Below are 25,433 nucleotides of genomic sequence, written 5' to 3'. Positions count from 1 at the left end.
GGCAGCAAGGTTCCATGACGCGCATCGATTTCCACAGCAACGTGCCGGACGTGCCCGGCTATGTCTGCCGGCTGGTCCGCAAGGCCTACGGCGCCGGGCAGAAGGTGGTAATCCACGGGGCGCCGGCGCAGCTGGCGGACCTGGATGCGCGCCTGTGGACGTTCTCCGCGCTGGACTTCCTGCCGCATTGCGGGCTGGACAGCCCCAATGCGGCGGTCACGCCGATCCTGCTGGCCGCCACCACCGAAGGCGTGCCGCACCACCAGCTGCTGATCAACCTGGCTGACGTGGCACCGGCGCAGTTTGCCAGCTTCGAACGGCTGATCGAGGTGGTGGGCGCGGGCGATGCCGCGCGCGAGGCCGGCCGCCAGCGCTATCGTTTCTACCGCGAACGCGGCTATCCGCTGACGCACCACGACATCGGCCAGCCCAAGGGAGACGCCGCATGAGCGAACGCACCACCTCGCGGGTGATCCCGCGGCTCGATCCGAACGACAGCATCCCGCTGCTGACCGAGGTATTCGAATTGCCGGATGCAGGGGCAGCAGCGCCGGCCGCCGCTTCGCAGGAGGGCGTGATCGATACCTTCGGCATGGCCGATTCGGGCCTGGTCATGCATGTCGGCGACACCGGCGATACCGGCGACGCCGTGGCGGACGAGGGCGCCGCGCCGGCATCGGCGATGCCGGCCGATACCGGCGCCCCCGGCGAGGACGACCTGCGCGCCGTGCGCACCGAGTTGCTCACGCGCGTGATGATGCGCTTCCGCACCGAATGGCCGCAGGTTGTGGCGGCCCATACCGAAGCCACGCTGCAGTCGCGGCTGGCGCCGCTGACCGCGCAACTTGCCAGCGAGCTGACGCAGTCGCTGGAGGCGCGGCTGGTGGAATGGCTGGATGCGACGCTGGAGGAGATCGAGAAGACGCCGGGGCAAGATTAGGGCTGACTGTGTGCCCCCTCTCCCGCAAGCGGGAGAGGGGAGCAAACCGGCGGCCATGTTGTACCCCATCTGCAAACAAAAAAGCCTGCGATCGCTCGCAGGCTTTTTGACATCTGGCGAACCGCAATCAGTCGGTGACCGCGCCCTTGCTTGCCGTCGACGCCAGCTTCGAGAACTTCGCCAGCACGCCGCGGGTATAGCGCGGTGCCGGCTGCTTCCAGCCGGCGCGGCGCCTGGCCAGTTCTTCTTCTGGCACGTTCAGCTGCAGCAGCAGCTTGTGCGCATCGATGGTGATCGAGTCGCCTTCCTGCACCAGTGCGATGGTGCCGCCCACGTACGCTTCCGGCGCCACGTGGCCGACCACCATGCCCCAGGTGCCGCCAGAGAAGCGCCCGTCGGTGATAAAGCCGACCGACTCGCCCAGACCCTTGCCGATGATGGCCGAGGTCGGGGCCAGCATTTCCGGCATGCCGGGGCCGCCCTTGGGGCCCAGGTAGCGCAGCACCAGGATGTCGCCGGCGTTGATCTTGTCGGCCAGGATGGCTTCCATCGCGCTTTGCTCGTCCTCGAACACGCGCGCCGGGCCGGTGATGACCGGGTTCTTCAGGCCGGTGATCTTGGCGACCGCGCCTTCTTCGGCCAGGTTGCCCTTCAGGATGGCCAGGTGGCCCTCCTTGTACAGCGCCTTCTCGATCGGCAGGATCACGTCCTGGTCGGCGCGCGGGGTGTCGGGCACGTTTTCCAGCTCTTCAGCCAGCGTGCGGCCGGTGATGGTCAGGCAGTCGCCGTGCAGCATGCCGGCCTTCAGCAGGAGCTTCATGACCTGCGGAATGCCGCCTGCCTTGTGCAGGTCGGTCGCGACGTACTGCCCCGACGGCTTCAGGTTGCAGATCACCGGCACCTTGCGGCGGATGCGTTCGAAGTCGTCGATGGTCCATTCCACTTCGGCGGCGTGGGCAATGGCCAGGTAGTGCAGCACGGCGTTGGTCGAGCCGCCCGTGGCCATGATCAGCGCCACCGCGTTCTCGATCGACTTGCGCGTGATGATGTCGCGCGGCTTGATGTCCTGCTTGACAGCTTGCACCAGCACGCGGGCCGATTCGGCGGCGCTGTCGACCTTTTCCTGGTCGGGGTTGGCCATGGTCGACGAATACAAGAGCGACATGCCCAGCGCCTCGAACGACGAGCTCATGGTGTTGGCGGTGTACATGCCGCCGCACGACCCGGTCGACGGGCAGGCATTCTTTTCCACGCCTTCGAAATCTTCCTGGCTCATGCGCCCGGCGGTGAATTCGCCCACGGCCTCGAACGACGACACGATGGTCAGGTCCTTGCCCTTCCAGTTGCCCGGCTTGATGGTGCCGCCGTAGACGTAGATGCCCGGCACGTTGGTGCGCGCCAGCGCGATCATGCCTCCCGGCATGTTCTTGTCGCAGCCGCCGATCACGACCACGCCGTCCATCCACTGGCCCTGCGCGGCGGTCTCGATGCAGTCGGCGATGACCTCGCGCGAGATCAGCGAGTACTTCATGCCCTCGGTGCCCATCGACATGCCGTCCGAGATGGTCGGGGTGCCGAACACCTGCGGGTTGGCGCCGGATGCCTTGACGGCGTCGATGGCGGCATCGGCCAGGCGCTGCAGGCCGGCGTTGCAGGGGGTGATGGTCGAGTGGCCGTTGGCGATGCCCACCATCGGCTTGTCGAAGTCTTCCTTCTGGTAGCCGAGTGCGTAGTACATCGAACGGTTGGGCGAACGCGCCACGCCTTGCGTGATGTTCTGCGAGCGTTTGTTGAAAGCCATGGTGGGGAATCTCCGGGGGATCTTCAGTGCCGCTCCGCGCCCGAAGGCCTGGATGCACGAACGCACGGCGGCGATGTTGTGGGCCAAAGAATGACGCTTGCGTTTTGGAGTGTCAAATATATTATTTGACCTTTATTGAGTCGAAAAACATATCAGGAGTGCGTTTGGACCTGCGTCAGTTGCGTTACTTCGTCACCGTGGCGGAAGAGTTGCATTTCGGCCGCGCGGCGGGGCGCCTGTCGATGACGCAGCCGCCCTTGTCGCAGCAGATCCAGGCGCTGGAAGAGGAAATCGGCGTGCAGCTGTTCATGCGCACGCGGCGCTCGGTGGCGCTGACGCCGGCCGGCCAGCAGTGGCTGCCCGAGGTGCGGCGCGTGCTGGCCGACGCCGCGGCGCTGCCTGGGCTGGCGCAGCGGCTGGCGCGCGGGGAGCTGGGGTCGCTGTCGCTGGCCTTTGTCAGCACCGCCGACTACGGCATCCTGCCCGACCTGCTGCGGCGCTTTCGCGCCCGTCACCCGGAGGTGCAGCTGCAGCTGCGCGAGGCCACCAGCGACGTGCAGCTCGAGGCGTTGATGGAGGGGGCGATCGATGCCGGTCTGGTGATCCGCCCGCAGCTGCCGGCCATGCCGCACGGGCTGGCCTACCTGCCGCTGGTGAGCGAACCGCTGGTGCTGGCCGTGCCCGACGGCTGGCGGCCGGCGGGCGGGGTGCTGGCGGGCGACCGCGCGGTGTCGCTGCGCGAGGCGGCCCATGAACCGCTGATCATCTTCCCGCGCCGAAGCGCGCCGGCGTTTTATGACATCATTACGGGCTACTATGCGCGCGAGGGCCTGACGCCCGTGATCGCGCAGGAAGCCATCCAGATGCAGACCATCGTCAGCCTGGTGTCGGCGGGCATGGGCGTGGCGCTGGTGCCGGCGTCGCTGTGCAACCTTCGCCGCACCGGGGTGTCCTACCTGGCGCTGCGCGAGGCCGGCCCGCAGATCGAGACCGGGCTGGTCTGGCGCGACGGCGCGTCCGCCGGCGTGGCGCCGGTGCTGCGCTCATTCATCGATATTGCGACCGCGCTCGCGCAAGAAGCGGGCGCAGCCGGGCTCGCCCATCGCTGACACCTCACCAATGTCGCCGAGACCACTGACAATACGCAGGCCACGACCGCCTTTACAACCTCCATTCACGCCAACATGCTGATTCATCCCCAGTTCGACCCGGTTGCCATCCACCTGGGCCCGCTTGCCATCCGCTGGTACGGGCTGATGTACCTGGCCGGCTTCATCATGTTCCTGGGCTTCGGGCGCCTGCGTATCCGCCAGCCGCATATCGCGGCCAAGGGCTGGACCACGCGCGACCTGGACGACATGCTGTTCTTCGGCGTGCTGGGCGTGATCCTGGGCGGGCGGCTGGGCTATGTGCTGTTCTACAAGCCGTCGTACTACCTGGCCCATCCGCTCGAGATCCTCAAGGTGTGGGAAGGCGGCATGGCCTTCCATGGCGGCTTCCTGGGCGTGATCGTGGCAATGTGGCTGTTCGGCAAACTGCGCCGGCGCCACTGGATGGAGGTGACCGATTTCATCGCGCCGATGATCCCCTGTGGCCTGGCCGCCGGGCGCATCGGCAATTTCATCAACGGCGAGCTGTGGGGCCGCGCCACCGACCTGCCATGGGGCATGATCTTCCCGCAGGCGGGCGACAACATCCCGCGCCATCCGTCGCAGCTGTACCAGTTTGCCGGCGAAGGCGTGGCGCTGTTCATCATCCTGTGGCTGTTCGCGCGCAAGCCGCGGCCAATGGGCGCGGTGTCGGGGGTATTCCTGATCGGCTATGGTGCCTTCCGCTTTGCCGCGGAATTCGCGCGCGAGCCCGACAACTTCCTGGGCCTGCTGGCGCTGAAGCTGTCGATGGGCCAGTGGCTGAGCCTGCCGATGATCCTGGCCGGCATCGCCATGGTGGTCTGGGCCTACCGGCGCCAGCCCGGCGCCGGCGCATCGCAGCCGGCGGCCTGAGTTCCGCCGCGCTATTTGCCGGCGCGGCGCAAGGCGTCGATGCGCGCCTGCGTTTGCGGGTGGGTCGACATGAAGTCCTGGCCGCGTTCCGGCTCGGCGTCCGACGCCGCACCGCGCCGGTTGTCCAGCTTGACCAGCACATCGGCCAGCGCCGCGGGCGGCAGGCCGTTGCGCTGCATGACCTCGATCGCAAAGGCGTCGGCCTCGCGCTCATGGTCGCGTGAATAGCGCAGCGTCAGCATGGCGGCCGGCACCCCGGCCAGCACCGTCGAGATGTCCCCGAACAGGTAGGCCGCCAGTGCCGCCAGCGCCGACCCCTGGATCACCTGCTGCAAGCCGTGCCGGTTGGCGACATGGCCGGCTTCATGGGCCAGCACGCCCATCATGCCGGGGCCGGTGCCGGCCAGGCTGACCAGTTCGTCGGTGACCACGATGGTGCCGCCCGGCAGCGCCAGCGCATTGGCGCCGATCTCGCCGCCCTGGCGGAACAGGATCTGGTAATCGTGGCCGGCATCGCGCGGCCGCCTCAGCGCGGCGAAGGCCGAGCGGATGCGTTGCTGCTCCGCGGGCGGCAGCTGCGTCGGCTTGACCATGCCGTTGTCCAGGCTCGCCAGCGTCAGCTTGCCGAGATGGGCCTCCACCTCGGGCGGCACCGCGCGCGCCATCATGCCGGCACCCCACGGCAGCAGCACGTAATAGCCCAGCACCAGCACCGCCAGCAGTGCAGCCACGGCAAGGCCGGCCAGGCGCCAGCTGTTCTGCGCGCGCGCCACCAGGCTGTCGCGATGGCCGGTCGCGGCCAGCATGTGGTCGAAGGCGGCGTGGTCGGTGATCTCGCAGAAGGCGCCGTCGGCAAAGGTGACCAGCCGCGGCGCGCGGCGCACGCGCTCGGACACGCGCACGTCCGCCAGCGGCGCGCGCCGCAGCTCGGCGCCGGAGTCGTCGCGCAGCACGGCCTGCTGCGCCTCAACCGCGAGCGTGGCCGGATGCGCGCGCGACGAGCGGCCATCGAAGAAGGTGACTGGGATCATGGTGCGGGCTGAATCAGCGCACGGCGTGCTCAGAGCGCGATGTCGATGTCGTACCAGTCTACCGCCGCATCGCCCAGCGCACCCACTTGCTGCGCCTCGCCGGCCACGAAGGTGTCGAGCGGGCCCGCCGCCAGCATGGTTACGCATTCGAGCCGGTAGCGCGCCGAACGCACCCGCGCGAACGGCAGGTACAGGCCCAGCGTCAGCGCGATGGCGATCAGGTTGGTGACGAAGATAAAGACCATGCGGCCGGCGCCCACCTCGCTGCGGAACGCATGCGGCGCCAGCGTGGTGTGGCTCCACACGACATTCTGCAAGCGCGCCATCACATAAGGGCTGACGGCCAGCAGCGCCAGGTAGAAACCGCCCACGCCGATGCCGAACGACAGCGCCATGCCCGCCTTGCCCGACGCGGTCGCGCCCAGCACGAAGCCGGCCAGCGCCGCGGCCGCCACCAGCGCGACCATCATGCCGAAGGCACGCAGGTAGACGCCGTAGAAGGCGCCCGCGCCGGCGTGGAAGGCAAACGGTGCGGTGCCGAAGCGGGTGTGGTTGTGCTGGTAGCGCTTGAAGCGCTGGTGCGCCAGCGGCCCCAGCAGGCCCAGCGTGGCCACTGCGGCCAGCGGCCACAGCACGAACACCTTGTAGGCATCGGCATCGTCGCCGGTGAAGGCGAAGCGCAGGCCGCGGTAGCTGGAGTTGGCCATGCGGAAACGCAACGAGCGCACCAGCAACAGGGGGAACACCGCCAGCAGCGCCACCAGCATCGCCAGCGCAAGGAACGGCGAGAACGTCGAGGCGAACTGGAAGGCGAACACCAGCGCGAACACGATGGCGCGGCCCTTCAGGATCGCGGACGGTTTGCCGTGGTAGTCAAAACCCGCGCCGTCGAGCCGCGTGTTGCGATAGAAATACTGCAGCGTGCGCACCTTGGCCCAGGCCGAATAAATGCCGAAGGTGACGATGGTCAGCAGTGCATTGACGATCCAGATACGGAAGTACTCCGAACCCGATCCGGTAAAAGACAGGCCCAGCGGCCGCGGCACGGCGTAGCGCGGCTCGGCGGGCGCCGGCGTCTGGTCTGCCGGGACGCCGGCCAGGGTGAAATCGCTGCCAGCTTGCATGGCGGAGCTCCAGTGTGTGGAAAGCGACGGTCAGGATTGCGGCCTCGACCGCAGTTTCAGGAATGCAACCACTTTAGATCGGGCATTTGCGGCGATGCGCTCACATTCTCGCACCGATAAATAGCGGCCACGGCACAATCTGCATATGCCATTGGCGCCAGGCGGGCGAGTGCATAAAAAATGTGGGAAAACCCTCGTAACAATCTAGAAACATCCTGTTACACTATACGTATTCTGTAACAACTTTCGAATGCGTGTTGCCAATGAAATCAGGGACTTAGTCAACCTGGCACGTAAATCGCTATCTTGATTGTTACAAAGATGAGCGGCAAGCCACAGCCGCCAACGGAAGTGCCAGGGAGGGAGTGACGGCTGACAGGCCGCACTTGCCGGCACTTCACGTACAGCCAGGGCGACGGGAAAATCCGCGCGTCAAGCGCGTTTCAAAGGGGGGCGCAGGGCCAGCGCCGGCAATCCATGGACCCACGCGGCGGATACTTTTGAAAGTACCCGCCGACGATGAAAAGCAGTGCTGCAGTATTTTCAGGCGCGGGCGTTTCCTTGCGGGGAGGCATGGAAACGCCCGCCGCACCTCATACCACACCCCACGCCGCACACCACAGACCGCACCTCACCGGTCAATCTCCAGACGCCCGCTCCGGCTTGTTTGCAGTGCAACATCGAAATTCCTTGTATCGTTCGCGCCCTAATCCATAATTATGAATTATGGCTAGCAGGGCGCATCTGCGCTGACCGATGCCAGATTGTGACCGGGACGCATCGGCCACGCCATCCGACCCGGGGGAAGCATGCGCATCATCCAGCAGGCGTTGTACCTGGAAGTGGCAGACCGGCTGCGCGCCATGATCGATGCGCATACGCTGGTGCCCGGCGCATGGATCGACGAGAGCGCAATGGCCGAAACGCTGGGCATCTCGCGCACGCCGCTGCGCGAGGCGCTCAAGGTGCTGGCCGCTGAAGGCCTGGTGCGGCTGGAGCCGCGCCGCGGCTGCTTCGTCAACGAACTGTCCGAGCAGGACCTGGACGAGATCTTCCCGCTGATGGCGCTGCTGGAAGGGCGCTGCGCCTACGAGGCGGCGCGCAACGCCACGCGCGCTGACCTGGACGCGCTGGACGGCCTGCATGCCGACCTGGCGCGCTACGCGCAGGCGGGCGACATCGACGCCTACTACGAAACCAACTTCCAGATCCACGAATCGATCCAGCGGCTGGCCGGCAACCGCTGGCTGTCGGGCCTGATCAGCGACCTGCGCAAAGTGCTGCGGCTGTCGCGCCACAAGAGCCTGAAGCTGCCGGGCCGGATCCAGGAGTCCTGCGCCGAGCACCTGTCGGTGTTCGCCGCGCTCAAGGCCCGCGACCCCGAAGGCGCCGAGGCGATGATGAAGACCCATCTGCTGCGCCAGCGCGCGGCGCTCAAGACGCTGGATGCCGGTGCCACCGCCGGCGCGGCCGAGACCCAGGCCGTGCGTGCGCCGCCGGTGCTGCGCGTGGCCGGCGGCGAAGAGTAGCCGAGGCGCCGCAACCCCAGTCCGATGTTTTTCCCACGTTCCGATCGATGCATCAAGGCAGGTACCGCATGAATTCCTTCGACACGGGTGACCAGAAGATCAGTGCGCCGCTGGGCGAAAGCGAGCCGGCAGGTTCCAGGTTCCTGTCGCGGCTGGGCCGCTGGTGGGGACGCAAGGGCGAGGGCGACGCCAAGGCCAGCCCCAAGGCCGCCGCTGCCACGCCGGCTGACGGTGAGGCGCCGCTGCCGCCGCGCGCGGTGCGCCGCCAGCGCGAGCAGCTGCGGCTTTGCTTCGATGCGCGCCTGACCGATGGCGCCGCCAATGCCGCCGCGCAGGCGTGGCAGGCCGAGTATGAAGCCGCCGGCGACGCCACCCGGCGCGGTATGCTGGCGGTGCTGGCCGAGGTCGCCAGCAGCAGCGGCAGCAAGGGCAGCGAAGACGCCGGGGCCGACGACGACAAGGGCGCGCGCGCCGCGCGCGCGCCGGCCGGGCCTTCGGGCCTGGCCCAGGCCCTGTCCAATGCGCGCATCCGCTTCTTCAAGCGGCTGGCCGCGCTGCATGGCCAGCGCGGCAACAGCGCCTGCGGCCTGCACTTCCTGATCCAGCTGCGCGCCGACATGCTGCGCTGGCAGCGCCGCATGCCGGGCCTGCGCCCGCTTGACGACGACCTCGAGGCGCTGTTCTCCAACTGGTTCGACGTGGGCCTGCTGGAGCTGCAGCCGATCACCTGGGATTCGCCGGCATCGCTGCTGGAAAAGCTGATCCGCTATGAGGCCGTGCATGAGATCGCCTCGTGGACCGACCTGCGCAACCGCCTCGATTCCGACCGCCGCTGCTATGCGTTCTTCCACCCGCGCATCCCGCGCGAGCCGCTGATCTTTGTCGAGGTGGCATTCGCGCCGGAGATGGCGGCCAATGTCCATACATTGCTGGATGAAGCCGCGCCGCTGGAAGACCTGCGCCGCGTCAAGTGGGCCATCTTCTATTCGATCAGCAATACGCAAGCGGGCCTGCGCGGCGTGAGCTTCGGCAACTTCCTGCTCAAGCGCGTGATCGAGGAAGTCCAGCGTGAATTCCCAAAAGTGAATCAGTTCGCCACGCTCTCGCCGATCCCCGGGTTTGCCGACTGGCTGCGCAAGCAGGATGGCGATGCCATCGCGCGGCTGCTGGGCGACAAGCGCCTGGCGCGCTGGAGCGAGCGCCACGGCAAGGCGCCCGCGGACGGCGCCGGGTGGCTGGAGATGCTGGTGCCGGACGCCGCCGATACCGTGATCCGCGATACCGCCATGACCCTGGCCGCGCATTTCCTGGTGCGCGAACGCAACCAGTCGATGCCCGCCGACCCGGTCGCGCGCTTCCACCTGGGCAACGGGGCTTGCGTGGAGCGGCTGAACTGGGGTGCTGACCTGTCGCGCAAAGGCCGCAGCCAGAGCTGCGGGATGATGGTCAACTATCTTTACGTGCCCGAGGCGCTGGATGACAATCTGGCACGCCTGGGCGCCGGCAACCCGCGCATCAGCCGTAGCGTCGGGAAGCTGCTGTGACCCTGGTCTGGTCACGGGGGGTCGCCCCCCCGCACCCGCGGTGCCTGGCGCGCCGCGTTTTCTTATCGGGACCTGAGCAGTAATTTCACGCCGCGGCGGTGTCGCGCGGCCATCAGATTGACTTTCCGCAGAAGAGAGAGGAGACAACCAATGAATCGTCGTCAGTTCAGCCTGGCCGCGTGCGCGCGGGCAACGGGCATGGCCCTGGGCCTGGCCGGCCTCGGCGCCGTCGCAATGCTCGCCTCACCCGCCGCGCATGCCGACACCTGGCCGTCCAAGCCCGTCACCGTGATCGTGCCGTTCCCCGCCGGCGGCGGCACCGACGCCTTTGCGCGGCCGCTGACCGCGCAGTTGTCCAAGCAGCTCGGCAAGCAGTTCGTGATCGACAACCGCGGCGGCGCCGGCGGCACGGTCGGCGCCAGCATTGCGGCCAAGGCCGCGCCGGACGGCTACACGGTGTTCATCGGCGGCGCGCACCACGCGATTGCGCCGTCGTTCTACAAGAAGCTGGACTACGACATCGAGAAGGACTTCATCCCGGTCACGGTGATCGCGCAGCCGCCGCAAGTGGTGGTGGTCAATCCCAACCGCGTCAAGGCCAACACGCTGCAGGAGCTGATTGCCTACGCCAAGGCCAATCCCGGCAAGCTGAACTACGGTTCGGCCGGCAACGGCTCGTCGCACCACCTGGCGGGCGAGCTGTTCAAGCTCCAGACCAAGACCTTCATCACCCACATTCCGTACAAGGGTGCGGGCCCGGCGCTGTCCGACCTGATCGCGGGCCAGGTCGACCTGATGTTCGATGGCCTGGGCTCGTCGGCGCAGCATATCCGCGCGGGCCGCATCAAGGCGCTGGCGGTGGCTTCGAGCAAGCGCTCGGCGGCGTTCCCCAACGTGCCGACCGCGGCCGAGGCGGGCGTGCCCAACTATGACGTGTCGACCTGGTATGCGATGTGGGTGCCCAAGGGCACGCCCAAGGAGATTGTCGATCGCCTGTATGCAGAGACCGAGAAGGCGCTGAACTCGCCGGAGCTCAAGCAGGTCTGGCTTAACAACGGCTCCGACACGCCGGCGTTTACGCAGGAACAGTTCGCGCAGTTCCAGCACGCCGAGATTCGCCGCTGGGCGCAGGTGGTGCAGCAGTCCGGCGCCAAGATCGACTGACGGGGCGCCATGTCAACGCTGATCCGATGCAAGGGGGCGCGGCGATGAGCGGCACCGTATTGTTTGCCACACAGGGCACCACCGCCACCGTGACGCTGTCGCACGCGGGCAAGCTCAACGCCATTTCGGCGCAGATGTGGCGCGAGCTGGCGGCGGGCTTTGCACGCCTGTCCGCCGATACCTCGCTGCGCTGCGTGGTGGTGCGCGGTGCCGACGGCAACTTTGCCGCCGGCGCCGACATTGCCGAGTTCCCGGCAGAGCGCGGCGACGAGGCCGCTGTGCGCCGCTACCACATGGTCACCATCGCGCCGGCACTGGCGGCGGTGGCGCAATGCACGCACCCCACCGTGGCGATGATCGAAGGCGTATGCGTGGGCGGCGGGCTGGAAATCGCCTGCCACTGCGACCTGCGCCTTGCCGCCTCGGACAGCCGCTTCGGCGTGCCGATCAACCGCCTGGGCTTCCCGATGGCGCCCGGCGAGCTGCAGGGCTTGCTGGCGCTGGCGGGCCGCGCCGCCGCGCTGGAGATCCTGCTGGAAGGCCGGGTCTTCGACGCTGCCGAGGCGCGCGACAAAGGGCTGCTGACCCGCGTGGTCGAGCCCGGCGCGCTGGCCGCGGAGGTCGATGCCACGGTGCGCCGCATTGCCGCCGGCGCGCCCGTTGCCGCCCGCATCAACAAGGCCACCATCCGACGTCTGGCGCCGCTGCCGGCACCGCTGTCGCCGGCCGAGCTGGAGGCGCATTTCGCCTATGCCGAAGGTGCGGACCACGCGGAAGGGGTGGCCGCCTTCCTCGCGCGCCGGCCACCACAGTTCCGTGGAGAGTAGGGCACGCCGCCAGGACTGCCTCCGCGCGTGATTGCTTTCTTCGTTTTCCTTAGCTTTTCGTTCGATCCCCGACATGAACGCCAACCTGTTCGCCCTGTTCGAATCCCGCTTCCCCGCCGACCGCACCGCCTGCTGCATCGAGACGCATGATGGGCTGTACTACAGCTGGGACGACCTCGACCGCGCCACCGCCAAGCTGGCCAACCTGCTGGCCTCGCTGCACCTGCCCGAAGGCGCACGCGTCGCGGTGCAGGTGGAGAAGTCCCCCGAAGCGCTGTTCCTGTACCTGGCCACGCTGCGCGCCGGCTACGTCTACCTGCCGCTGAACACCGCTTACCAGGAAGCAGAGATCGACTACTTCGTCGGCAATGCCGAGCCGTCGGTGGTGGTGTGCAGCAGCAAGAATTTTGGCTGGGTGTCCAAGGTGGCGTTCCGCCACGGCGTCAACCACGTCTTTACGCTGGACGATGACCGCAGCGGCTCGCTGCTGTCGCGTGCCGCGGGCAAGTCAGATGCCTTCGAGACGGTCGCACGCCAGGATGACGACCTTGCCGCCATTCTCTACACCTCTGGCACCACCGGCCGCAGCAAGGGCGCGATGCTGACGCACCGCAACCTGGCCTCGAATGCGCAGACGCTGCATGAATTCTGGGGCTGGCGCAGCGACGACGTGCTGCTGCACATGCTGCCGATCTTCCACGTGCATGGCCTGTTCGTGGCTTCGCACGGCGCGCTGCTGGCCGGTGCCAAGATGATCTGGGCGCCGAGGCTGGACATGGCGCAGGTGCTGAAATTCCTGCCGCGCTGCACGGTGATGATGGGTGTGCCGACCTACTATGTGCGCATGCTGCAGGAGCCGCGCTTCGACGACGACACCTGCCGCCGCATGCGGCTGTTCGTATCCGGCTCGGCGCCGCTGCTGCTGGAGACCTTCGATGCCTTCCGCGAGCGCACCGGCCATACCATCCTGGAACGCTACGGCATGAGCGAGACCGTTATGCTGGTTTCCAACCCGTACGATTGCGCGCTGGGCGAGCGCATCGGTGGCACCGTCGGCATGGCGCTGCCAGGCGTGTCGGTGCGCGTGGTCGATGGCGAGGGCCAGCCGTGCGCGCCGGGCGTGATCGGCAATGTCGAGGTCCAGGGCCCGAACGTGTTCAAGGGCTACTGGCGCATGCCGGAGAAGACCAAGGAAGAGTTCACGGAGGACGGCTGGTTCAAGACCGGCGACGTCGGCCGCTTCGGCGGCGCCATGGTCAGCCAGGCCGGCGAGCGCGCGGTGCCGGACAACTACCTGACCATCGTCGGGCGCAGCAAGGACCTGATCATCTCGGGCGGCTACAACGTCTACCCGAAGGAAATCGAGAGCTTTATCGACGAGATGCCGGGCGTGGCCGAGAGCGCCGTGATCGGCGTGCCGCACGCGGATTTCGGCGAGGCGGTGGTGGCGGTGGTGGTGCGCAAGCCGGGTGCGGACATCGACGAGGCGGCGCTGATCGGCACGCTCAAGGGCCGCATCGCCAACTTCAAGGTGCCCAAGCGCGTGCACGTGGTGGACGAGTTGCCGCGCAATACCATGGGCAAGGTGCAGAAGAACGTGCTGCGCGAGCAGTTCGCGGCGCTCTGAGCGCCGTGATGGCAAGCGCCCTGCGCGATGGTGCAGGGCGCGGCTGTCTTACTTCAGCATCTGCACGGAGCCGTTGACCGACACCGTCACCTGGGTCTTGCCGCCCTCAACCGGCACCGGCACCGCAGCGTCGGCCATCATGGCCTTGGCAGCACCGTACATGCGCGGCATCGGCGGCACCACGCCGGTTTCATTCAGGCTGACTTCGCGGATGGTGTAGCTGTTGTAGCCGAACAGCCTGGTGGTCGACTGCGCCTTGCTGCGGAACGAGGCGATGGCCTGCTCGGCTAGCTTGGCTTCAGCGGCCTCGCGCGCTTCGCGCGACAGCGAGAAGGCGATGTTCTGCACCTGCATCTGGCTGGCCAGCTCGCCCGCGAGCTTGGACACGGCCGAGAAATCGCGCGACTTCAGGATGACTTCGGAACGCCCGCGCCAGGTGCTGATGCGGCCGTTGCGGTCGGTGTTCGGGTGGATGGTGAAGCCGCCCGACTCGGCGGTCACGCCCTGGACGCGGCGCGCCTGCGTGATGACGGCCTGCGTGCGGGTCGACAGGGCCGAGGAAATCGCTGCCGGTTCAGCGCCTTCCTGCTCCGCGGCAAGCGTCAGGTGCACGATATCGGTCGGCACTTCGGTGACGGCCTGCGCGCTCAGCGACAGCACGCCCGACGGCGTTTCAGCGGGGCCACCGTGCGCCGAGGCGACGATGGCGGTGGTGCCCAGCAGGGTGGCGGCAAGCCATTGTTTCATGTTGTTCTCCCGTTCAAACGTGATGGGGATAAGACGTGCCCGGGTGCCCGATCGTTCCGCGACATTGCAAACGATTGTTGCGAAGCCGGCGCGGGCGCGCCTCCCCCGTCCGGGTCAGAATGCCTGCCAGGCCTTCCACAACATATAGCTTGCCAGGCACAGCAGCAGCGCGGCAAAGACCTTGCGCAACTGGCCCACATCCATCCGGTGCGCGGTGCGCGCGCCCAGCGGCGCGGTCATCACGCTGGCCGCGGCGATCACCAGCAGGGCCGGCAGGTAGAGATAGCCGAGCGATCCTGCCGGCAGCCCCGGCATCTGCCAGCCGCTCCAGACATAGCCGGCCACGCTGGCCGCGGCGATCGGGAAGCCGAGCGCGGCCGAGGTGGCCACTGCGTTGTGGATCGGCACGTTGCACCAGGTCATGAACGGCACCGAGACAAAGGCGCCGCCCGCGCCAACCAGGCTGGACAGGAAGCCGATCACGCCGCCCGTGCCCGCCATCCCGGCAAAGCCGGGCAGCTGCCGGCCCGGCTTGGGGCGACGGTTGCGCAGCATCTGCAGCGCGGAAAACCCGACGAAGCCGGCAAAGGCCAGCGACAGCCAGCTGGTCTTGAGCGCCGCGAACACCTTGCCGCCGCCGATCATGCCGCCGAGCACGATGCCCGGCGCCAGCGCCAGCACGATCGGCCAGCGCACCGCGCCGCGCTGGTGGTGCGCGCGCACGGACGACAATGAGGTGAACAGGATGGTGCCCATCGAGGTGGCGATCGCCATATGGACGATGGCCTCGTCGGCAAAGCCCAGGCTGGTGAACAGCAGCGTCAGGAAGGGCACCATCATCATGCCGCCGCCCACGCCGAGCAGCCCGGCGCAGAAGCCGGTGAAAGCGCCCAGTGCAAGCAGGGCAGGAACCAGCACCGGCAGGTTGTCGAACTGCATCGTTTCTTAAGGGTTGTGATAATCAGCCTTGCCCGGGCCGGCCGGGCAGGGTTCAGCGCATCAGCTTGCCGGTGATGAAGCGCCATTCGGCCGGCGTCACCGGCGTGATCGACAGCCGGTTGCCGCGACGTAGCACCACCATGTCGGCCAGTTCCTCATGCTCGCGCAATGCGGCCAGCGGGATCAGCGCGCTCTTGCGCTCGAAGCGCACGTCGACCAGCAGCCAGCGCGGCGCGTCGGCCCTGGACGCGGCGTCGTGGTACGGGCTCTTGCGGTCGAACTGGGTGGGGTCGGGGTAGGGCGCGGAGCAGACCTCGGCCAGGCCGGCAATGCCGGGCTCCGGGCACGACGAGTGGTAGAACAGCACGCCGTCGCCGATCCGCATGGTGTCGCGCATGAAGTTGCGCGCCTGGTAGTTGCGCACGCCGGTCCAGGGCAGCGTGCCTTCCCGGGCCAGGTCGTCGATGCTGGCTTCATCCGGTTCTGATTTCATCAGCCAGTACTGGCGGGCGCGTTGGTTCTGGTTCGGGCTCACGGCGCAGCTCAGGAATGGAAGGCAGATCAGGGTGCCGCGTGCACAGGGTGCGCACGCGGACGCGCAGGCAAGAAAAAAGGCGATGGTTCAGAAAACCACCGCCTTTTTAGGGGGTCCCCGCCTTGGCCGCTAGGTCGGCATCCTGAACCCAAGTGAGGTTCAGAGTGGCTGCGGAAGTCGCATTTCGGGTACATCATCCACTCAGGGAGTCCAGGCCAGGCCCAGACTATGAATGCGACGACGCGCTCGCCCACGCGACATGATCCCGCACCATGCAATGCATATCGGTTCAAGGAGTTTATGACCCTCACGAACCAGGCAGGGAAACTGTCAAACGTCTGACTCTCCAGGCGCATCGTCGTGCCCGGAAAACCGGATCCGCGTGCAGGATGTCAGACGTTTGCCGTTTCTGACTAGGATGGGATGAGAACGGCGGCCGGGCGCGATAACCTGGCCTGTCGCTGCACATCTGTGGTGCCTCGTGCAGTCTGGCTACACTATACACCGCGTTGCAGGGCATACCAAGTCCACTCGCGCGTATCGTTACATTTTGCGCGACAGCGCGGCATCCGCGGCACATCCCACCGTCATCGCTCAGCCGCGCGTACCGGTGCCCACGTGCGCATACTGCCGCAGGGCTTCGTCGGCGCGGTCGTTGAGTTCGCGGATGCGCGCGCGGATGGCATCGACCGGGATCGTGCCCTCGGCCTGCTGCTTGCGCTGCATCGACAGCAGGTCCGAGGCGATGCTGATGGCGGCCATGACCGCCACACGCTCCACGCCCTTGGCCGCGATGCCGTTGCGCAGCTTGTTCATTTGCGTGTCGACCAGGGCCACGGCCTCCAGCAGCGCGGCCTCGTTCTCGGGCGCGATGGCAAAGCGGTAGGGCTGGCCGGCGATATTGACTTCGACTTGCTTGTTGCTCATGCGTGTTCTCCGGGGGCCTTGTGCGGCTCGGCGCCCTGCGCCGCAGCCTCTTCGCCCAGCAGGTCGAGCTGGCGCGTGTCGCTGGCAGTCGGCAGCTTGTCAAGGATGGACTGGATGCGCAGCTGCGCTTCCTCGATCTTGATATTGAGCAGTTCGCGGTCGGCAGCCATGGCCTCGCGCTCGCCGCGCAATTGCGCGGCTTCGCCCTCCAGCCGGGCGATCTCGTCGCGCAGCCGCTGGTTCTCCGCCGCCAGGGTGTCCGCATGGTGCAGCACGCGCCCGATCTTGGCGGCCAGTTGTTCGAGTTCGGTGAGCATAGGGCCTGTCATGATGGGAGAAGTGTCAGGTATCGCGATTCTAGCCGATGCGCCGGCTTGCACAATGCGGAGGAAAGGGTTTGTGACCGGCCACCCGGGTGGAAGTTGCAGGCTTCTGCACCTAAAACGCCACCAGAGTTGTGACAAAACACTACTGGCAGCCGCGTTGACGCGGGGGGCGAAACGCCCTAGACTCGCGCACGTTCTAGGTGCTCGCCCTTTTCGTCCCTGGCGAAAGGGCAGTTCAACGGGAAACAGGGAGCCGGGCCGGCTGACGCGCCGGACAGGCCAACCTGTGCTGCCCCCGCAACGGTAAGCGACCGCGGTGCGCATCTGCCAGACCCCGACATAGCCGACTGCCGGCAACGTCGCTGGCAAGGCCGGATCCCATTCCCGGCCACATGCCCCGCAGGACCGGCCACACGCCACTGAACCGCAGGTTCGGGAAGGCGCCGGCCCAGTGTCGCCAGCCCGGATACCGGCCTGAACGCGGGCTGCCGCCCGTGCGCGGCACGCCTCATCGCCATATGGTCCGCGGGGGAGCGGGCCCGGCCGTTCCTATCCTGTCCTGCATCATGCGTTCATCGCTCCACAGGTCGACCCGCCCGGCAACCCCGGCGGTGCGTCCGTCCGTGCCCGTCATCCTGGCGGCCATCGCCTCGTTCACCCTGGTTCCGGCCACTTCGTTCGCGCAAGCGGCCGACAGCGGCACTGACAGCCGCACCACTCAGCTCGCGCCGGTAGTGGTCACCTCCACCCGTACCGCGCAAGCCATTACCGAGGCGCTGCCTCATACCACGGTGGTCACGCAGCAGGACATCGTCAACTCGCAGGCGCCCGACCTGCGCACGCTGCTGCGCAACCAGGCCGGCGTGGAGTTCTCGGCCAACGGCGGCATGGGCACCAACACCACGCTGTTCATGCGCGGCGCCAACTCCAACCAGACGCTGATCCTGATCGACGGCGTGCGGATATCGGCCGCGAGCAGCGGCACCGCGCAGCTGGCCAATATCCTGCCCGACCAGATCGAGCGCATCGAGGTGGTGCGCGGCAATGTGTCGGCGCTGTACGGCTCGGACGCCATCGGCGGCGTGGTGCAGATCTTCACCAAGAGCGGCGCGGGCCAGGCGCCGGCAGCCAATGCGCAGGTGGAATACGGCAGCAACAACACGCGCCAGGGCACGGTCGGCTATGGGGGCCAGGTCGGCGATACCTCGTTCAACCTGACCGGCTCGGCGTTCAAGACCGACGGCTTCTCGTCAATCAACACGAAGCAGGCGCCGCGCGCCAATCCCAACGACAATCCGTACGAGAACCAGAGCGTGTCGGGCCAGGTCAAGCACCGCTTCGCGCCGGACTGGGACGCGGGCCTCACCGGCTATTACTCGAAGAGCAAGCTGTCGTTCGACAGCGCCTTCGGCCGCCCGACCGACGACAACCGGACCAACAGCGAGCTGTACACGCTGTCGGCCTTCGTCAACGGCAAGGTGGGGGCGGACTGGTCCACCCATTTCAAGCTGTCGCAGAGCGAGGACCGCAGCGACACCTTCCTCAACGGCAATCCCAACGGCACCTTCAATACCCGCAACCGCCAGTTCAACTGGCAGAACGAGTATGCGCTGGCCGCCAACCACACGCTGCTGTTCGGCACCGACTACCTGCAGCAGGAGCTCGACTCCAGCGCCTACGGCGCGCCCACGCGCAATGTGTTTTCGGTGTTCGGCGGCTATGACGGGCGCATCGGCAAGCACCAGCTGCAGCTCAACGCGCGCAACGACCACTATTCCGACTTCGGCAACCAGGGCAGCTTCCGCGCCGGCTACGGCTACTACGTGACCGATGCGCTCAAGCTGATCGCCAGCGTCAGCAATGCCTTCCGCGCGCCGACCTTCAACGAGCTGTACTTCCCCAACTTCGGCCAGCCGAACCTGCAGCCGGAACGTGCCAAGTCGGTCGAGGCGGGCGTGCAGTACGCCACCGCCAGCGCCGGCTTGCTGCGCGTGACCGCATTCGAGACGCGCTACAACGACCTGATCGTGTCGGCCCTGCAGCCCAGCGGCATGTTCCTGGCGCAGAACGTCAACAAGGCCAAGGTGCAGGGCATCGAGGCTTCGTGGCGCGCCACCGTGTATGGCACCGACTTCGGCGCCAGCGTGACCTTCCAGAACCCGGTCGACGAGCAGACCAACACCCAGCTGCTGCGCCGCGCGCGCCGCCATGCCGCGCTGGACGTGGGCCGTGACTTCGGCAACTGGCGCTTCGGCGGCGAATGGCTGGTGTCGTCCTCGCGCATGGATACCGGCTCGCGCAAGCTGGGCGGATACGGTATCGTCAACCTGAACGCCCGCTACAACATCGACAAGCAATGGTTTATCGCCGCCCGCGTCGAAAACCTGTTCGACAAGGACTACCAGCTCGCCTACCCCTACAACACGCAGGGGCGCGCGGGCTTCATCACGCTGGGCTGGCGCCAGCGATGAGCGCACGGGCGCGCCATGTCTGAGTTCCGGCGCGCCCTGGCGATCTGGCTGGTGCTGGCGCTCGCGGCGCTGCTGGCGTTCGTGTTGTCGCTGGCGCTGGGCAGCGTGTCGCTCGATGCGCGCGAGCTCTGGCTTGCGTTCAGCGGTACCGACACCGGCACCGCCGCGGCGATCGTGCGCGAACTGCGGCTGCCGCGCGCGGCAGCGGCGTTTGCCTGCGGCGGGCTGCTGGCCCTGTCCGGCGCGCTGATGCAGGTGCTGCTGCGCAACCCGCTGGCCGAGCCCTATGTGCTGGGCGTATCGGGCGGCGCCTCCACTGCCGCGCTGCTGGCCATGCTGCTGCTGGCGCCGTGGTGGGGCGTGCAGGCCGCCGCCGCCGCCGGTGCACTGGCGGCGATGGTGCTGGTGGCGTCGCTGGCGCGGCGCGACCTGCTGCATCCGCAGGTGCAGGGCGGCCACCGCGAGGCGGGCGCCCGGCTGTTGCTGACCGGCGTGATCCTGGCCGCAGGCTGGGGCGCGGTCATTACCCTGGTCCTTTCCATTGCGCCGGAGTCGCGCCTGCGCGGCATGCTGTTCTGGCTGACCGGCGACCTGAGCGGCACCGCCAGCTACGGCGGCGCGCTGGCCATGCTGGTTGTGGCGCTGCTGCTGGCCATGCCGATGGCGCGCGCACTCAACGTGATGCTGCTGGGCGAGACCGTGGCGCAGTCGCTGGGCGTGCGCGTGGGCCGCGTGCGGCTGGCGACCTTCCTGCTGGCGTCGCTGTGCATTGCCGCGGCCATCACCACGGCCGGCTCGATCGGCTTTGTCGGGCTGGTGGTGCCGCACCTGGTGCGGCTGGCGTGGGGCAATGACCAGCGCCTGCTGCTGCCGGCCGCCACGCTGCTGGGCGGCGCGCTGCTGATGGCCGCCGACCTGATCGCACGCACCGTGGTTGCGCCGGCGCAGCTGCCGGTGGGCGTGATCACCGGGCTGCTGGGGGTGCCGACCTTCCTCTACCTGCTGCTGCGCAGGCCGCGATGAGCCAAGGCCCGCACTGGTCCCATCCGCTTACCGCCTGTCCGCAGCTTGCGCTGCGCGATGTGCGGCTGCGCGCCGGCCAGCGCGTGCTGGTGGATCGCCTGACGATGACCATCGGCCCGGGGCAGCTGTGGTGCATTGCCGGCCCCAACGGTGCCGGCAAGTCCACGCTGATGACGGTGCTGGCCGGCCTGCGCCACGCCGATGGCGGCAGCGCAGAGATCGACGGCACCGCGGCGGCGCAGATCGCGCCGGCGGTGCTGGCGCGCCAGCGCGCCTACCTGCCGCAGGCCGTGCATGACACCTTCTCGATGTCGGTGCAGGATGCCGTGCGCGTGGGGCGGCATCCGCACCTGTCCGGCTGGGGCTGGACCGGGCGCGAGGACGACCGCATCGTGCATGAAGTGATCCGCGCGATGGATATTGAAGCACTGGCCGCGCGCGATGTGCTGACCCTGTCCGGCGGCGAGCGCCAGCGCGCCTCGCTGGCCGCGGCGCTGGCGCAGCAGGCGCCACTGCTGCTGCTGGACGAACCGGTCTCGCACCTGGACCTGCGCCACCAGATCCTGGTGCTGGAACAGCTGGCCGCGTTGGCGCGGGCCGGGCGCCACGCCATCGTGGTGATCCTGCACGACCTGACGCTGGCGCGGCGCTACGCCACCCATGCCCTGCTGATGGCCGAAGACGGCACTACGCTGCATGGCACCGCCGCCCAGGTGCTGACCCCTGAACACTGCTCGCGCGCGCTTCGCACCGCCATCGTCAGCGTCACCGACGGCGCGCATACTGCGCTGATTCCCGACGGCGCGCCCCCACCCACACCTGACACACGTCATGACTGATACCCAGAACCCGCCTGCAGAAGACCCGGACCGCGATGCCCGCCACAAGGCGCGCATGGAGCGCAAGAAAGAAGTCGTCGACGCCAGGATTGCCGCCGCGCAGGATGAGCGCGGCGTGATCGTCATCACCACCGGCAATGGCAAGGGCAAGTCCAGCTCGGGCTTCGGCATGGTGGTGCGCGCGCTCGGCCACGGCATGCGCACCGGCGTGGTCCAGTTCATCAAGGGTGCGCAGCCCACCGGCGAAGAGATGTTCCTGCGCCGCTTCCCGCACGAGTGCGCCTTCCACGTGATGGGCGAGGGCTATACCTGGGAAACGCAGGACCGTGCCCGCGACGTGGCCAAGGCCGAGGCTGCCTGGGAAGTGGCGCGCGGCATGCTGCGCGACCCCGGCATCGGCCTGGTGCTGTTCGACGAACTGAACATCGCGCTCAAGCTGCACTATCTTGATGTGGAGCAGGTCATTGCCGACCTGCGCGCGCGCCCGCCGATGCAGCACGTGGTCATCACCGGCCGCGGCGCGCCGCCGGCGCTGGTGGAGGCGGCCGACACCGTCACCGACATGACGCCGGTCAAGCATGCCTTCCAGCAGGGCATCAAGGCGCAGCGCGGCGTTGAAATGTAGTGGCATCCTTTTCGAATACAAGGTCAAAGCATCATGCAGTTTCCCGAAATCACTCCCCTCGACGATGCCCTGCGCCCCGTGCTGCAGGCCGCCATCGACGACAAGACCAAGCCGCTCGGCGCACTGGGCCGGCTGGAGTCGCTGGCCTTGCAACTGGGCCTGATCCTCGGCACGGCGCGGCCGGTGCTGCAGCGCCCGACGGTGATCGTGTTTGCCGCCGACCACGGCGTGGCCGACGCCGGTGTCAGCGCCTATCCGGCCGAGGTCACCGCGCAGATGGTGCAGAACTTCCTGGCTGGCGGCGCGGCGATCAATGTGTTCTCGCGCCAGCACGGCATTGCGCTGGAGATCGTCGACGCGGGCGTGCGCGTGCCGCTGCCGGCGGCACCGGGCCTGGTCAATTGCCGCATTGCCGACGGCACCCGCAACTTCGCGGTCGAGCCGGCGATGACACCGGAGCAGGCCGCCGCGGCGATGACGGCCGGCATGGCGCGCGTGCTGCGCCATGCGCAGCAGGGCTGCAACGTGATCGGCTTCGGCGAGATGGGCATTGCCAATACTTCAGCGGCCGCCTGCCTGATGCAGCGGCTGACCGGCCTGCCGCTGGCAGACTGCATCGGGCGCGGCACCGGGCTGGACGATGCCGGCCTCGCGCGCAAGCGCGCGGTGCTGGAGCGCGCGCTGGCGCTGCATGCCGATGTGCAGGCGCCGCTGGACGTGCTGGCCACCTTCGGCGGCTTCGAGATCGCGATGATGGCAGGCGCCTTCCTGGCCGCCGCCGCGAGCCGCATGGTGATCCTGGTCGATGGCTTTATCGCCACGGCCGCGCTGCTGGTGGCGCAGCGCCTGGACCCCGACGTGCTGCAGTACTGCGTGTTCACGCACTGCTCGCATGAGCGCGGCCACCGTGCTCTGCTGGACCAGTTCGGCGCCGCGCCGCTGCTGGCGCTGGACCTGCGCCTGGGCGAGGGCACCGGCGCCGCGCTGGCGTGGCCGTTGCTTGCCTCGGCGGCGGCGTTCCTGAACGAGATGGCGACCTTCAGCGGCGCCGGCGTCAGCACCGCCTCGCCATGAGCGTGCCGTCCGACCCGGTGCCTGCACCAGTACCCGACCCGGTGCCTGCACCGGTACCCAAACCACGCAGCCCCGCCGGCGTGGCCGGCGAGCTGCGCTATTTCCTGACGGCGCTGGGCTACTTCACGCGCGTGCCGCTGCCGGGCTGGCTGGCGCGCTGGGCCGGATTCGAACCGCATTACCTGCACGCCGCCGCACGCTACTTCCCGCTGGTCGGGCTGCTGGTGGGCGGCGTGGGCGCTCTGGTCACCTGGGGCGCAATGCTGTGGTGGCCGCCCGGCGTGGCCGTGCTGCTGGGCATGGCCGCCACGCTGCTGCTGACCGGCGCCTTCCATGAAGACGGCCTGGCCGATTGCGTCGATGCCTTCGGCGGCGCGTGGCAGCGCGAGGACGTGCTGCGCATCATGCATGACTCGCGCATCGGCGCGTTCGGTGCGATCGCGCTGGTGGTGGCGTTGCTGCTCAAGTGGCAGTTGCTGGTGGCGATTGCGGGGCGCGGCGGGTTGATGGTGCTGCCGGCGGTGCTGGTCGCCGCGCACGCCGCCAGCCGCGCGATGGCGGTCAGCTACCTCGCCACGCTGACCTACGTGCGCGCGCAAGGCAAGGCCAAGCCGGTGGCGCAGAAGCTGGCCGGCGCGGGGCTGGCGTTCGCGCTGCTGTGCGGGCTGGTGCCGCTGTGGCTGGTGTCGCCGTGGTTCTGCGCGGCAGCAGTCGTCGCGCTGCTGGTGCTGCGCCTGCTGCTCGGCCGTTACTTCGTGCGCCGCATCGGCGGTTATACCGGCGACTGCCTGGGCATGGCCCAGCAGTGCGCCGAGATCCTGCTCTACCTGGTGGCCGCGGCATGGATGTGGTCCTGATCCGCCATGCACAGCCGCAGGTGCCGGCGGGCACCTGCTATGGCTGCCTCGACCTGCCGCTGGTGGCGCCGCTGACGCCTGCGGCGGCACGGATCGCCGCGGGCCTGCCCACGCCGGATCGCATTGTCGCCAGTCCGCTGGCGCGCGCGCTCGGCACCGCGCAGGCGCTGAGGCGGGTGTTGCCGGGCGGCGCGCCGGCCATCGACACCGAACCCCGGCTGCGCGAGATCGACTTCGGCAGCTGGGAGGGCGTGGCCTGGGATGCGATCGACCGCGCCGCGCTCGACCAGTGGGCGGCCGACCTGCTGCACGCGCGCCCGCATGGCGGTGAAGCGCCGGCGCAGGCGTTGGCGCGGGTTGCCGGCTGGGCCGCAACGCTGGCGAAAGATCGCGCGCAATGTCTGTGGGTGGTCGGCCATGCCGGCCCGATGCGCATGCTGGCCGCGCACTGGCTGGGCGTGCCGCTGGCGGCGACGGTCAACTGGGAGTTGGGCTTCGGTGCCAGTTGCGGTTTCACGCTGGGGCCGGGCGGTGTCCGGCTCGGCTGGTGGAACCGCGCCGCCTGATCAGCGTGCGGGCCGGCGCTTGCGCGCCGTGTCGAGATCCTTGCAGATCAGCTCGGCGCCTTGCACCACGCGCGGACCGGCGCGGTTGACCAGGTCGCCGTCGATCACGAACAGGTTGTTGCGCGCCACCGCCGTGACCTGTTTCCAGCGCCGCCACATCTCGAAATCCGGCAGCGGCTGGTCCGAGCGCGTGGCGCCGATGCCCGCCGTCAGCATCGCTTCCGGGTTGCCCGCGATCACCGCTTCGACCGACACGGTCGGCACCAGCGGCGCCTCGGCCGCGAACAGGTTGCGCCCGCCGCACAGCGCCAGCATGTCGCTGACCAGGTGCTGGCCGTTGAGCGTCATCAGCGGCTGCTGCCAGACCTGGTAGAAGACGGTCACCGGCGGGCGTGCCGCGTAGGTCTTGCGCAGTGTCTCTACCTGCTGGCGGAAGCCGTCGGCAGCGCGCCGCGCGGTGGCTTCGGTGCCCAGCAGCGTGCCGAGCTTCTCCATGTTCTCAGGAATCGCAGCCAGCCTGCGCGGCTCGCTGTAGAAGAGCGGGATGCCGAGCGCACGCAGGCGGTCGGTCTGCTTCTGCGCATTGCCGTGGCGCCAGACCACGATCAGGTCGGGCTTGAGCGCGGCGATGCGTTCCAGGTCCAGCGCCTTGTTGTCGCCCACGCGCGCGATCTCGCGCGCCTGCGGCGGGTAGTCGCTGTAGCTGACCGTGCCGACGATGCGCTCGCCGCCGCCGGCCGCGAAGATCATTTCGGTCACGTGCGGCGCCAGCGAGATCACGCGGCGCGCCGGTTGCGCCAGCGTCACGGTCTGACCCGAGTCGTCGACGGCAGACACCGCGGCGGCGGCGGGCAGGGCTGCCAGCAGCAGCGTGCAAGCAATAACGGGCGTCAGGCGGTTCAGCATGGCATCGG

The 25,433-nt window shown here is 68.2% G+C and carries 25 protein-coding genes, 1 other RNA gene and 1 riboswitch; of the genes, 16 read left to right on the top strand and 10 right to left on the bottom strand.

Annotation, left to right across the window (positions count from 1 at the left end; translation table 11 throughout):
* Positions 1–14 precede the first annotated feature (14 nt).
* Both A3A5_RS0114745 and A3A5_RS0114740 read left to right on the top strand, forming a co-directional pair.
* Complete coding sequence (locus A3A5_RS0114745) at positions 15–449, top strand: DNA polymerase III subunit chi (protein WP_018311333.1); 435 nt, start codon at positions 15–17, stop codon at positions 447–449.
* Positions 446–940, top strand: a complete 495-nt coding sequence (locus A3A5_RS0114740; protein ID WP_018311332.1) for a hypothetical protein — start codon at positions 446–448, stop codon at positions 938–940. Before A3A5_RS0114745 ends, A3A5_RS0114740 begins: the two co-directional genes overlap by 4 nt.
* 127 nt (positions 941–1,067) lie before the next feature.
* Here the strand turns inward: A3A5_RS0114740 and ilvD are convergent, their stop codons facing one another.
* Positions 1,068–2,741 (bottom strand): dihydroxy-acid dehydratase, encoded by a 1,674-nt coding sequence (gene ilvD / locus A3A5_RS0114735; RefSeq protein ID WP_018311331.1) that lies wholly within the window; start codon positions 2,739–2,741, stop codon positions 1,068–1,070.
* A 164-nt stretch (positions 2,742–2,905) separates the two neighbouring features.
* On the opposite strand from ilvD, the gene A3A5_RS0114725 reads away from it, so the two are divergent.
* Both A3A5_RS0114725 and lgt read left to right on the top strand, forming a co-directional pair.
* Positions 2,906–3,850 (top strand): LysR family transcriptional regulator, encoded by a 945-nt coding sequence (locus A3A5_RS0114725; RefSeq protein WP_018311329.1) that lies wholly within the window; start codon positions 2,906–2,908, stop codon positions 3,848–3,850.
* 75 nt (positions 3,851–3,925) lie between these two features.
* Positions 3,926–4,744, top strand: a complete 819-nt coding sequence (lgt, locus tag A3A5_RS0114720) for a prolipoprotein diacylglyceryl transferase (protein ID WP_013957819.1) — start codon at positions 3,926–3,928, stop codon at positions 4,742–4,744.
* Positions 4,745–4,755: 11 nt separating this feature from the next.
* Here the strand turns inward: lgt and A3A5_RS0114715 are convergent, their stop codons facing one another.
* Positions 4,756–5,775, bottom strand: coding sequence for a M48 family metallopeptidase (locus A3A5_RS0114715; RefSeq protein WP_018311328.1), 1,020 nt, complete (start codon positions 5,773–5,775; stop codon positions 4,756–4,758).
* Between the two features lie 29 nt (positions 5,776–5,804).
* The gene (locus A3A5_RS0114710) at positions 5,805–6,899 is read right to left on the bottom strand and encodes a YjgN family protein (protein WP_018311327.1); all 1,095 of its coding nucleotides are present in this window, start codon (positions 6,897–6,899) and stop codon (positions 5,805–5,807) included.
* Between the two features lie 809 nt (positions 6,900–7,708).
* On the opposite strand from A3A5_RS0114710, the gene A3A5_RS0114705 reads away from it, so the two are divergent.
* From A3A5_RS0114705 to A3A5_RS0114685, 5 genes are all read left to right on the top strand, one after another.
* Positions 7,709–8,428, top strand: coding sequence for a GntR family transcriptional regulator (locus A3A5_RS0114705; protein WP_018311326.1), 720 nt, complete (start codon positions 7,709–7,711; stop codon positions 8,426–8,428).
* 68 nt (positions 8,429–8,496) lie between these two features.
* Complete coding sequence (locus tag A3A5_RS0114700) at positions 8,497–9,972, top strand: malonyl-CoA decarboxylase domain-containing protein (RefSeq protein ID WP_018311325.1); 1,476 nt, start codon at positions 8,497–8,499, stop codon at positions 9,970–9,972.
* Between the two features lie 150 nt (positions 9,973–10,122).
* Positions 10,123–11,136 carry a tripartite tricarboxylate transporter substrate binding protein gene (locus tag A3A5_RS0114695; RefSeq protein WP_018311324.1) on the top strand — a complete coding sequence of 338 codons (1,014 nt, stop codon included), beginning with the start codon at positions 10,123–10,125 and terminating at the stop codon, positions 11,134–11,136.
* A gap of 44 nt (positions 11,137–11,180) precedes the next feature.
* Positions 11,181–11,963 carry an enoyl-CoA hydratase/isomerase family protein gene (locus tag A3A5_RS0114690; protein WP_018311323.1) on the top strand — a complete coding sequence of 261 codons (783 nt, stop codon included), beginning with the start codon at positions 11,181–11,183 and terminating at the stop codon, positions 11,961–11,963.
* Between the two features lie 73 nt (positions 11,964–12,036).
* The gene (locus A3A5_RS0114685; RefSeq protein WP_018311322.1) at positions 12,037–13,590 is read left to right on the top strand and encodes a malonyl-CoA synthase; all 1,554 of its coding nucleotides are present in this window, start codon (positions 12,037–12,039) and stop codon (positions 13,588–13,590) included.
* A gap of 48 nt (positions 13,591–13,638) precedes the next feature.
* Here the strand turns inward: A3A5_RS0114685 and A3A5_RS0114680 are convergent, their stop codons facing one another.
* The 6 genes from A3A5_RS0114680 to A3A5_RS0114660 all read right to left on the bottom strand — a co-directional run bounded on the left by A3A5_RS0114680 (position 13,639) and on the right by A3A5_RS0114660 (position 17,055).
* The gene (locus A3A5_RS0114680; RefSeq protein WP_018311321.1) at positions 13,639–14,337 is read right to left on the bottom strand and encodes an SIMPL domain-containing protein; all 699 of its coding nucleotides are present in this window, start codon (positions 14,335–14,337) and stop codon (positions 13,639–13,641) included.
* Between the two features lie 114 nt (positions 14,338–14,451).
* Entirely contained in the window at positions 14,452–15,276 is an 825-nt protein-coding gene (locus A3A5_RS0114675; protein ID WP_018311320.1) for a sulfite exporter TauE/SafE family protein, read from the bottom strand.
* A 52-nt stretch (positions 15,277–15,328) separates the two neighbouring features.
* The gene (locus A3A5_RS0114670) at positions 15,329–15,811 is read right to left on the bottom strand and encodes an EVE domain-containing protein (protein ID WP_018311319.1); all 483 of its coding nucleotides are present in this window, start codon (positions 15,809–15,811) and stop codon (positions 15,329–15,331) included.
* A gap of 110 nt (positions 15,812–15,921) precedes the next feature.
* Positions 15,922–16,139: non-coding RNA, 6S RNA (gene ssrS / locus A3A5_RS40545), on the bottom strand.
* A gap of 266 nt (positions 16,140–16,405) precedes the next feature.
* Entirely contained in the window at positions 16,406–16,738 is a 333-nt protein-coding gene (locus tag A3A5_RS0114665; RefSeq protein WP_018311318.1) for a cell division protein ZapA, read from the bottom strand.
* Complete coding sequence (locus A3A5_RS0114660) at positions 16,735–17,055, bottom strand: hypothetical protein (protein ID WP_018311317.1); 321 nt, start codon at positions 17,053–17,055, stop codon at positions 16,735–16,737. The genes A3A5_RS0114665 and A3A5_RS0114660 overlap by 4 nt, the downstream gene beginning before the upstream one ends.
* Before the next feature lie 190 nt (positions 17,056–17,245).
* A riboswitch (cobalamin riboswitch) is annotated at positions 17,246–17,557 on the top strand.
* Positions 17,558–17,630: 73 nt separating this feature from the next.
* Here A3A5_RS0114660 and A3A5_RS0114655 point away from each other — a divergent pair.
* Genes A3A5_RS0114655 through A3A5_RS0114625 form a run of 7 tightly spaced genes read left to right on the top strand, consistent with a single transcriptional unit; the run spans position 17,631 to position 24,519 of the window.
* The gene (locus tag A3A5_RS0114655) at positions 17,631–19,535 is read left to right on the top strand and encodes a TonB-dependent receptor domain-containing protein (protein WP_026200789.1); all 1,905 of its coding nucleotides are present in this window, start codon (positions 17,631–17,633) and stop codon (positions 19,533–19,535) included.
* 15 nt (positions 19,536–19,550) lie between these two features.
* Positions 19,551–20,558, top strand: coding sequence for an iron ABC transporter permease (locus A3A5_RS0114650; protein WP_018311315.1), 1,008 nt, complete (start codon positions 19,551–19,553; stop codon positions 20,556–20,558).
* A complete protein-coding gene (locus A3A5_RS0114645) occupies positions 20,555–21,397 on the top strand; it encodes an ABC transporter ATP-binding protein (RefSeq protein WP_018311314.1) in 843 nt (280 codons plus the stop codon). Before A3A5_RS0114650 ends, A3A5_RS0114645 begins: the two co-directional genes overlap by 4 nt.
* A complete protein-coding gene (cobO, locus tag A3A5_RS0114640; protein WP_018311313.1) occupies positions 21,390–22,022 on the top strand; it encodes a cob(I)yrinic acid a,c-diamide adenosyltransferase in 633 nt (210 codons plus the stop codon). The genes A3A5_RS0114645 and cobO overlap by 8 nt, the downstream gene beginning before the upstream one ends.
* Positions 22,023–22,055: 33 nt before the next feature.
* Entirely contained in the window at positions 22,056–23,096 is a 1,041-nt protein-coding gene (gene cobT, locus A3A5_RS0114635; RefSeq protein WP_018311312.1) for a nicotinate-nucleotide--dimethylbenzimidazole phosphoribosyltransferase, read from the top strand.
* The gene (locus A3A5_RS0114630) at positions 23,093–23,953 is read left to right on the top strand and encodes an adenosylcobinamide-GDP ribazoletransferase (RefSeq protein ID WP_232431350.1); all 861 of its coding nucleotides are present in this window, start codon (positions 23,093–23,095) and stop codon (positions 23,951–23,953) included. The genes cobT and A3A5_RS0114630 overlap by 4 nt, the downstream gene beginning before the upstream one ends.
* Positions 23,938–24,519 (top strand): histidine phosphatase family protein, encoded by a 582-nt coding sequence (locus A3A5_RS0114625; protein WP_018311310.1) that lies wholly within the window; start codon positions 23,938–23,940, stop codon positions 24,517–24,519. Before A3A5_RS0114630 ends, A3A5_RS0114625 begins: the two co-directional genes overlap by 16 nt.
* On the opposite strand, the gene A3A5_RS0114620 is transcribed toward A3A5_RS0114625, so the two are convergent.
* The gene (locus tag A3A5_RS0114620; protein WP_018311309.1) at positions 24,520–25,425 is read right to left on the bottom strand and encodes a cobalamin-binding protein; all 906 of its coding nucleotides are present in this window, start codon (positions 25,423–25,425) and stop codon (positions 24,520–24,522) included.
* Between the last annotated feature and the right edge of the window lie 8 nt (positions 25,426–25,433).

The organism is Cupriavidus sp. UYPR2.512, from assembly GCF_000379565.1.
In the GTDB taxonomy this organism is placed as follows: domain Bacteria; phylum Pseudomonadota; class Gammaproteobacteria; order Burkholderiales; family Burkholderiaceae; genus Cupriavidus.
The sequence above is the reverse complement of the archived record's forward strand: the minus strand, read 5'-3'. Positions and strand labels throughout refer to the sequence as shown.

Bases quoted from the DNA above. Each gene is read 5' to 3' on its own strand.
- A3A5_RS0114650 (WP_018311315.1), top strand. From the start codon at position 19,551: ATGTCTGAGTTCCGGCGCGCCCTGGCGATCTGGCTGGTGCTGGCGCTC.
- A3A5_RS0114715 (WP_018311328.1), bottom strand. From the start codon at position 5,775: ATGATCCCAGTCACCTTCTTCGATGGCCGCTCGTCGCGCGCGCATCCG.
- A3A5_RS0114710 (WP_018311327.1), bottom strand. From the start codon at position 6,899: ATGCAAGCTGGCAGCGATTTCACCCTGGCCGGCGTCCCGGCAGACCAG.
- A3A5_RS0114630 (WP_232431350.1), top strand. From the start codon at position 23,093: ATGAGCGTGCCGTCCGACCCGGTGCCTGCACCAGTACCCGACCCGGTG.
- A3A5_RS0114675 (WP_018311320.1), bottom strand. From the start codon at position 15,276: ATGCAGTTCGACAACCTGCCGGTGCTGGTTCCTGCCCTGCTTGCACTG.
- A3A5_RS0114645 (WP_018311314.1), top strand. From the start codon at position 20,555: ATGAGCCAAGGCCCGCACTGGTCCCATCCGCTTACCGCCTGTCCGCAG.
- A3A5_RS0114655 (WP_026200789.1), top strand. From the start codon at position 17,631: ATGCGTTCATCGCTCCACAGGTCGACCCGCCCGGCAACCCCGGCGGTG.
- A3A5_RS0114695 (WP_018311324.1), top strand. From the start codon at position 10,123: ATGAATCGTCGTCAGTTCAGCCTGGCCGCGTGCGCGCGGGCAACGGGC.
- cobT (WP_018311312.1), top strand. From the start codon at position 22,056: ATGCAGTTTCCCGAAATCACTCCCCTCGACGATGCCCTGCGCCCCGTG.
- A3A5_RS0114680 (WP_018311321.1), bottom strand. From the start codon at position 14,337: ATGAAACAATGGCTTGCCGCCACCCTGCTGGGCACCACCGCCATCGTC.
- A3A5_RS0114665 (WP_018311318.1), bottom strand. From the start codon at position 16,738: ATGAGCAACAAGCAAGTCGAAGTCAATATCGCCGGCCAGCCCTACCGC.
- ilvD (WP_018311331.1), bottom strand. From the start codon at position 2,741: ATGGCTTTCAACAAACGCTCGCAGAACATCACGCAAGGCGTGGCGCGT.
- A3A5_RS0114620 (WP_018311309.1), bottom strand. From the start codon at position 25,425: ATGCTGAACCGCCTGACGCCCGTTATTGCTTGCACGCTGCTGCTGGCA.
- lgt (WP_013957819.1), top strand. From the start codon at position 3,926: ATGCTGATTCATCCCCAGTTCGACCCGGTTGCCATCCACCTGGGCCCG.
- cobO (WP_018311313.1), top strand. From the start codon at position 21,390: ATGACTGATACCCAGAACCCGCCTGCAGAAGACCCGGACCGCGATGCC.
- A3A5_RS0114745 (WP_018311333.1), top strand. From the start codon at position 15: ATGACGCGCATCGATTTCCACAGCAACGTGCCGGACGTGCCCGGCTAT.
- A3A5_RS0114625 (WP_018311310.1), top strand. From the start codon at position 23,938: ATGGATGTGGTCCTGATCCGCCATGCACAGCCGCAGGTGCCGGCGGGC.
- A3A5_RS0114660 (WP_018311317.1), bottom strand. From the start codon at position 17,055: ATGCTCACCGAACTCGAACAACTGGCCGCCAAGATCGGGCGCGTGCTG.
- A3A5_RS0114690 (WP_018311323.1), top strand. From the start codon at position 11,181: ATGAGCGGCACCGTATTGTTTGCCACACAGGGCACCACCGCCACCGTG.
- A3A5_RS0114700 (WP_018311325.1), top strand. From the start codon at position 8,497: ATGAATTCCTTCGACACGGGTGACCAGAAGATCAGTGCGCCGCTGGGC.
- A3A5_RS0114705 (WP_018311326.1), top strand. From the start codon at position 7,709: ATGCGCATCATCCAGCAGGCGTTGTACCTGGAAGTGGCAGACCGGCTG.
- A3A5_RS0114740 (WP_018311332.1), top strand. From the start codon at position 446: ATGAGCGAACGCACCACCTCGCGGGTGATCCCGCGGCTCGATCCGAAC.
- A3A5_RS0114685 (WP_018311322.1), top strand. From the start codon at position 12,037: ATGAACGCCAACCTGTTCGCCCTGTTCGAATCCCGCTTCCCCGCCGAC.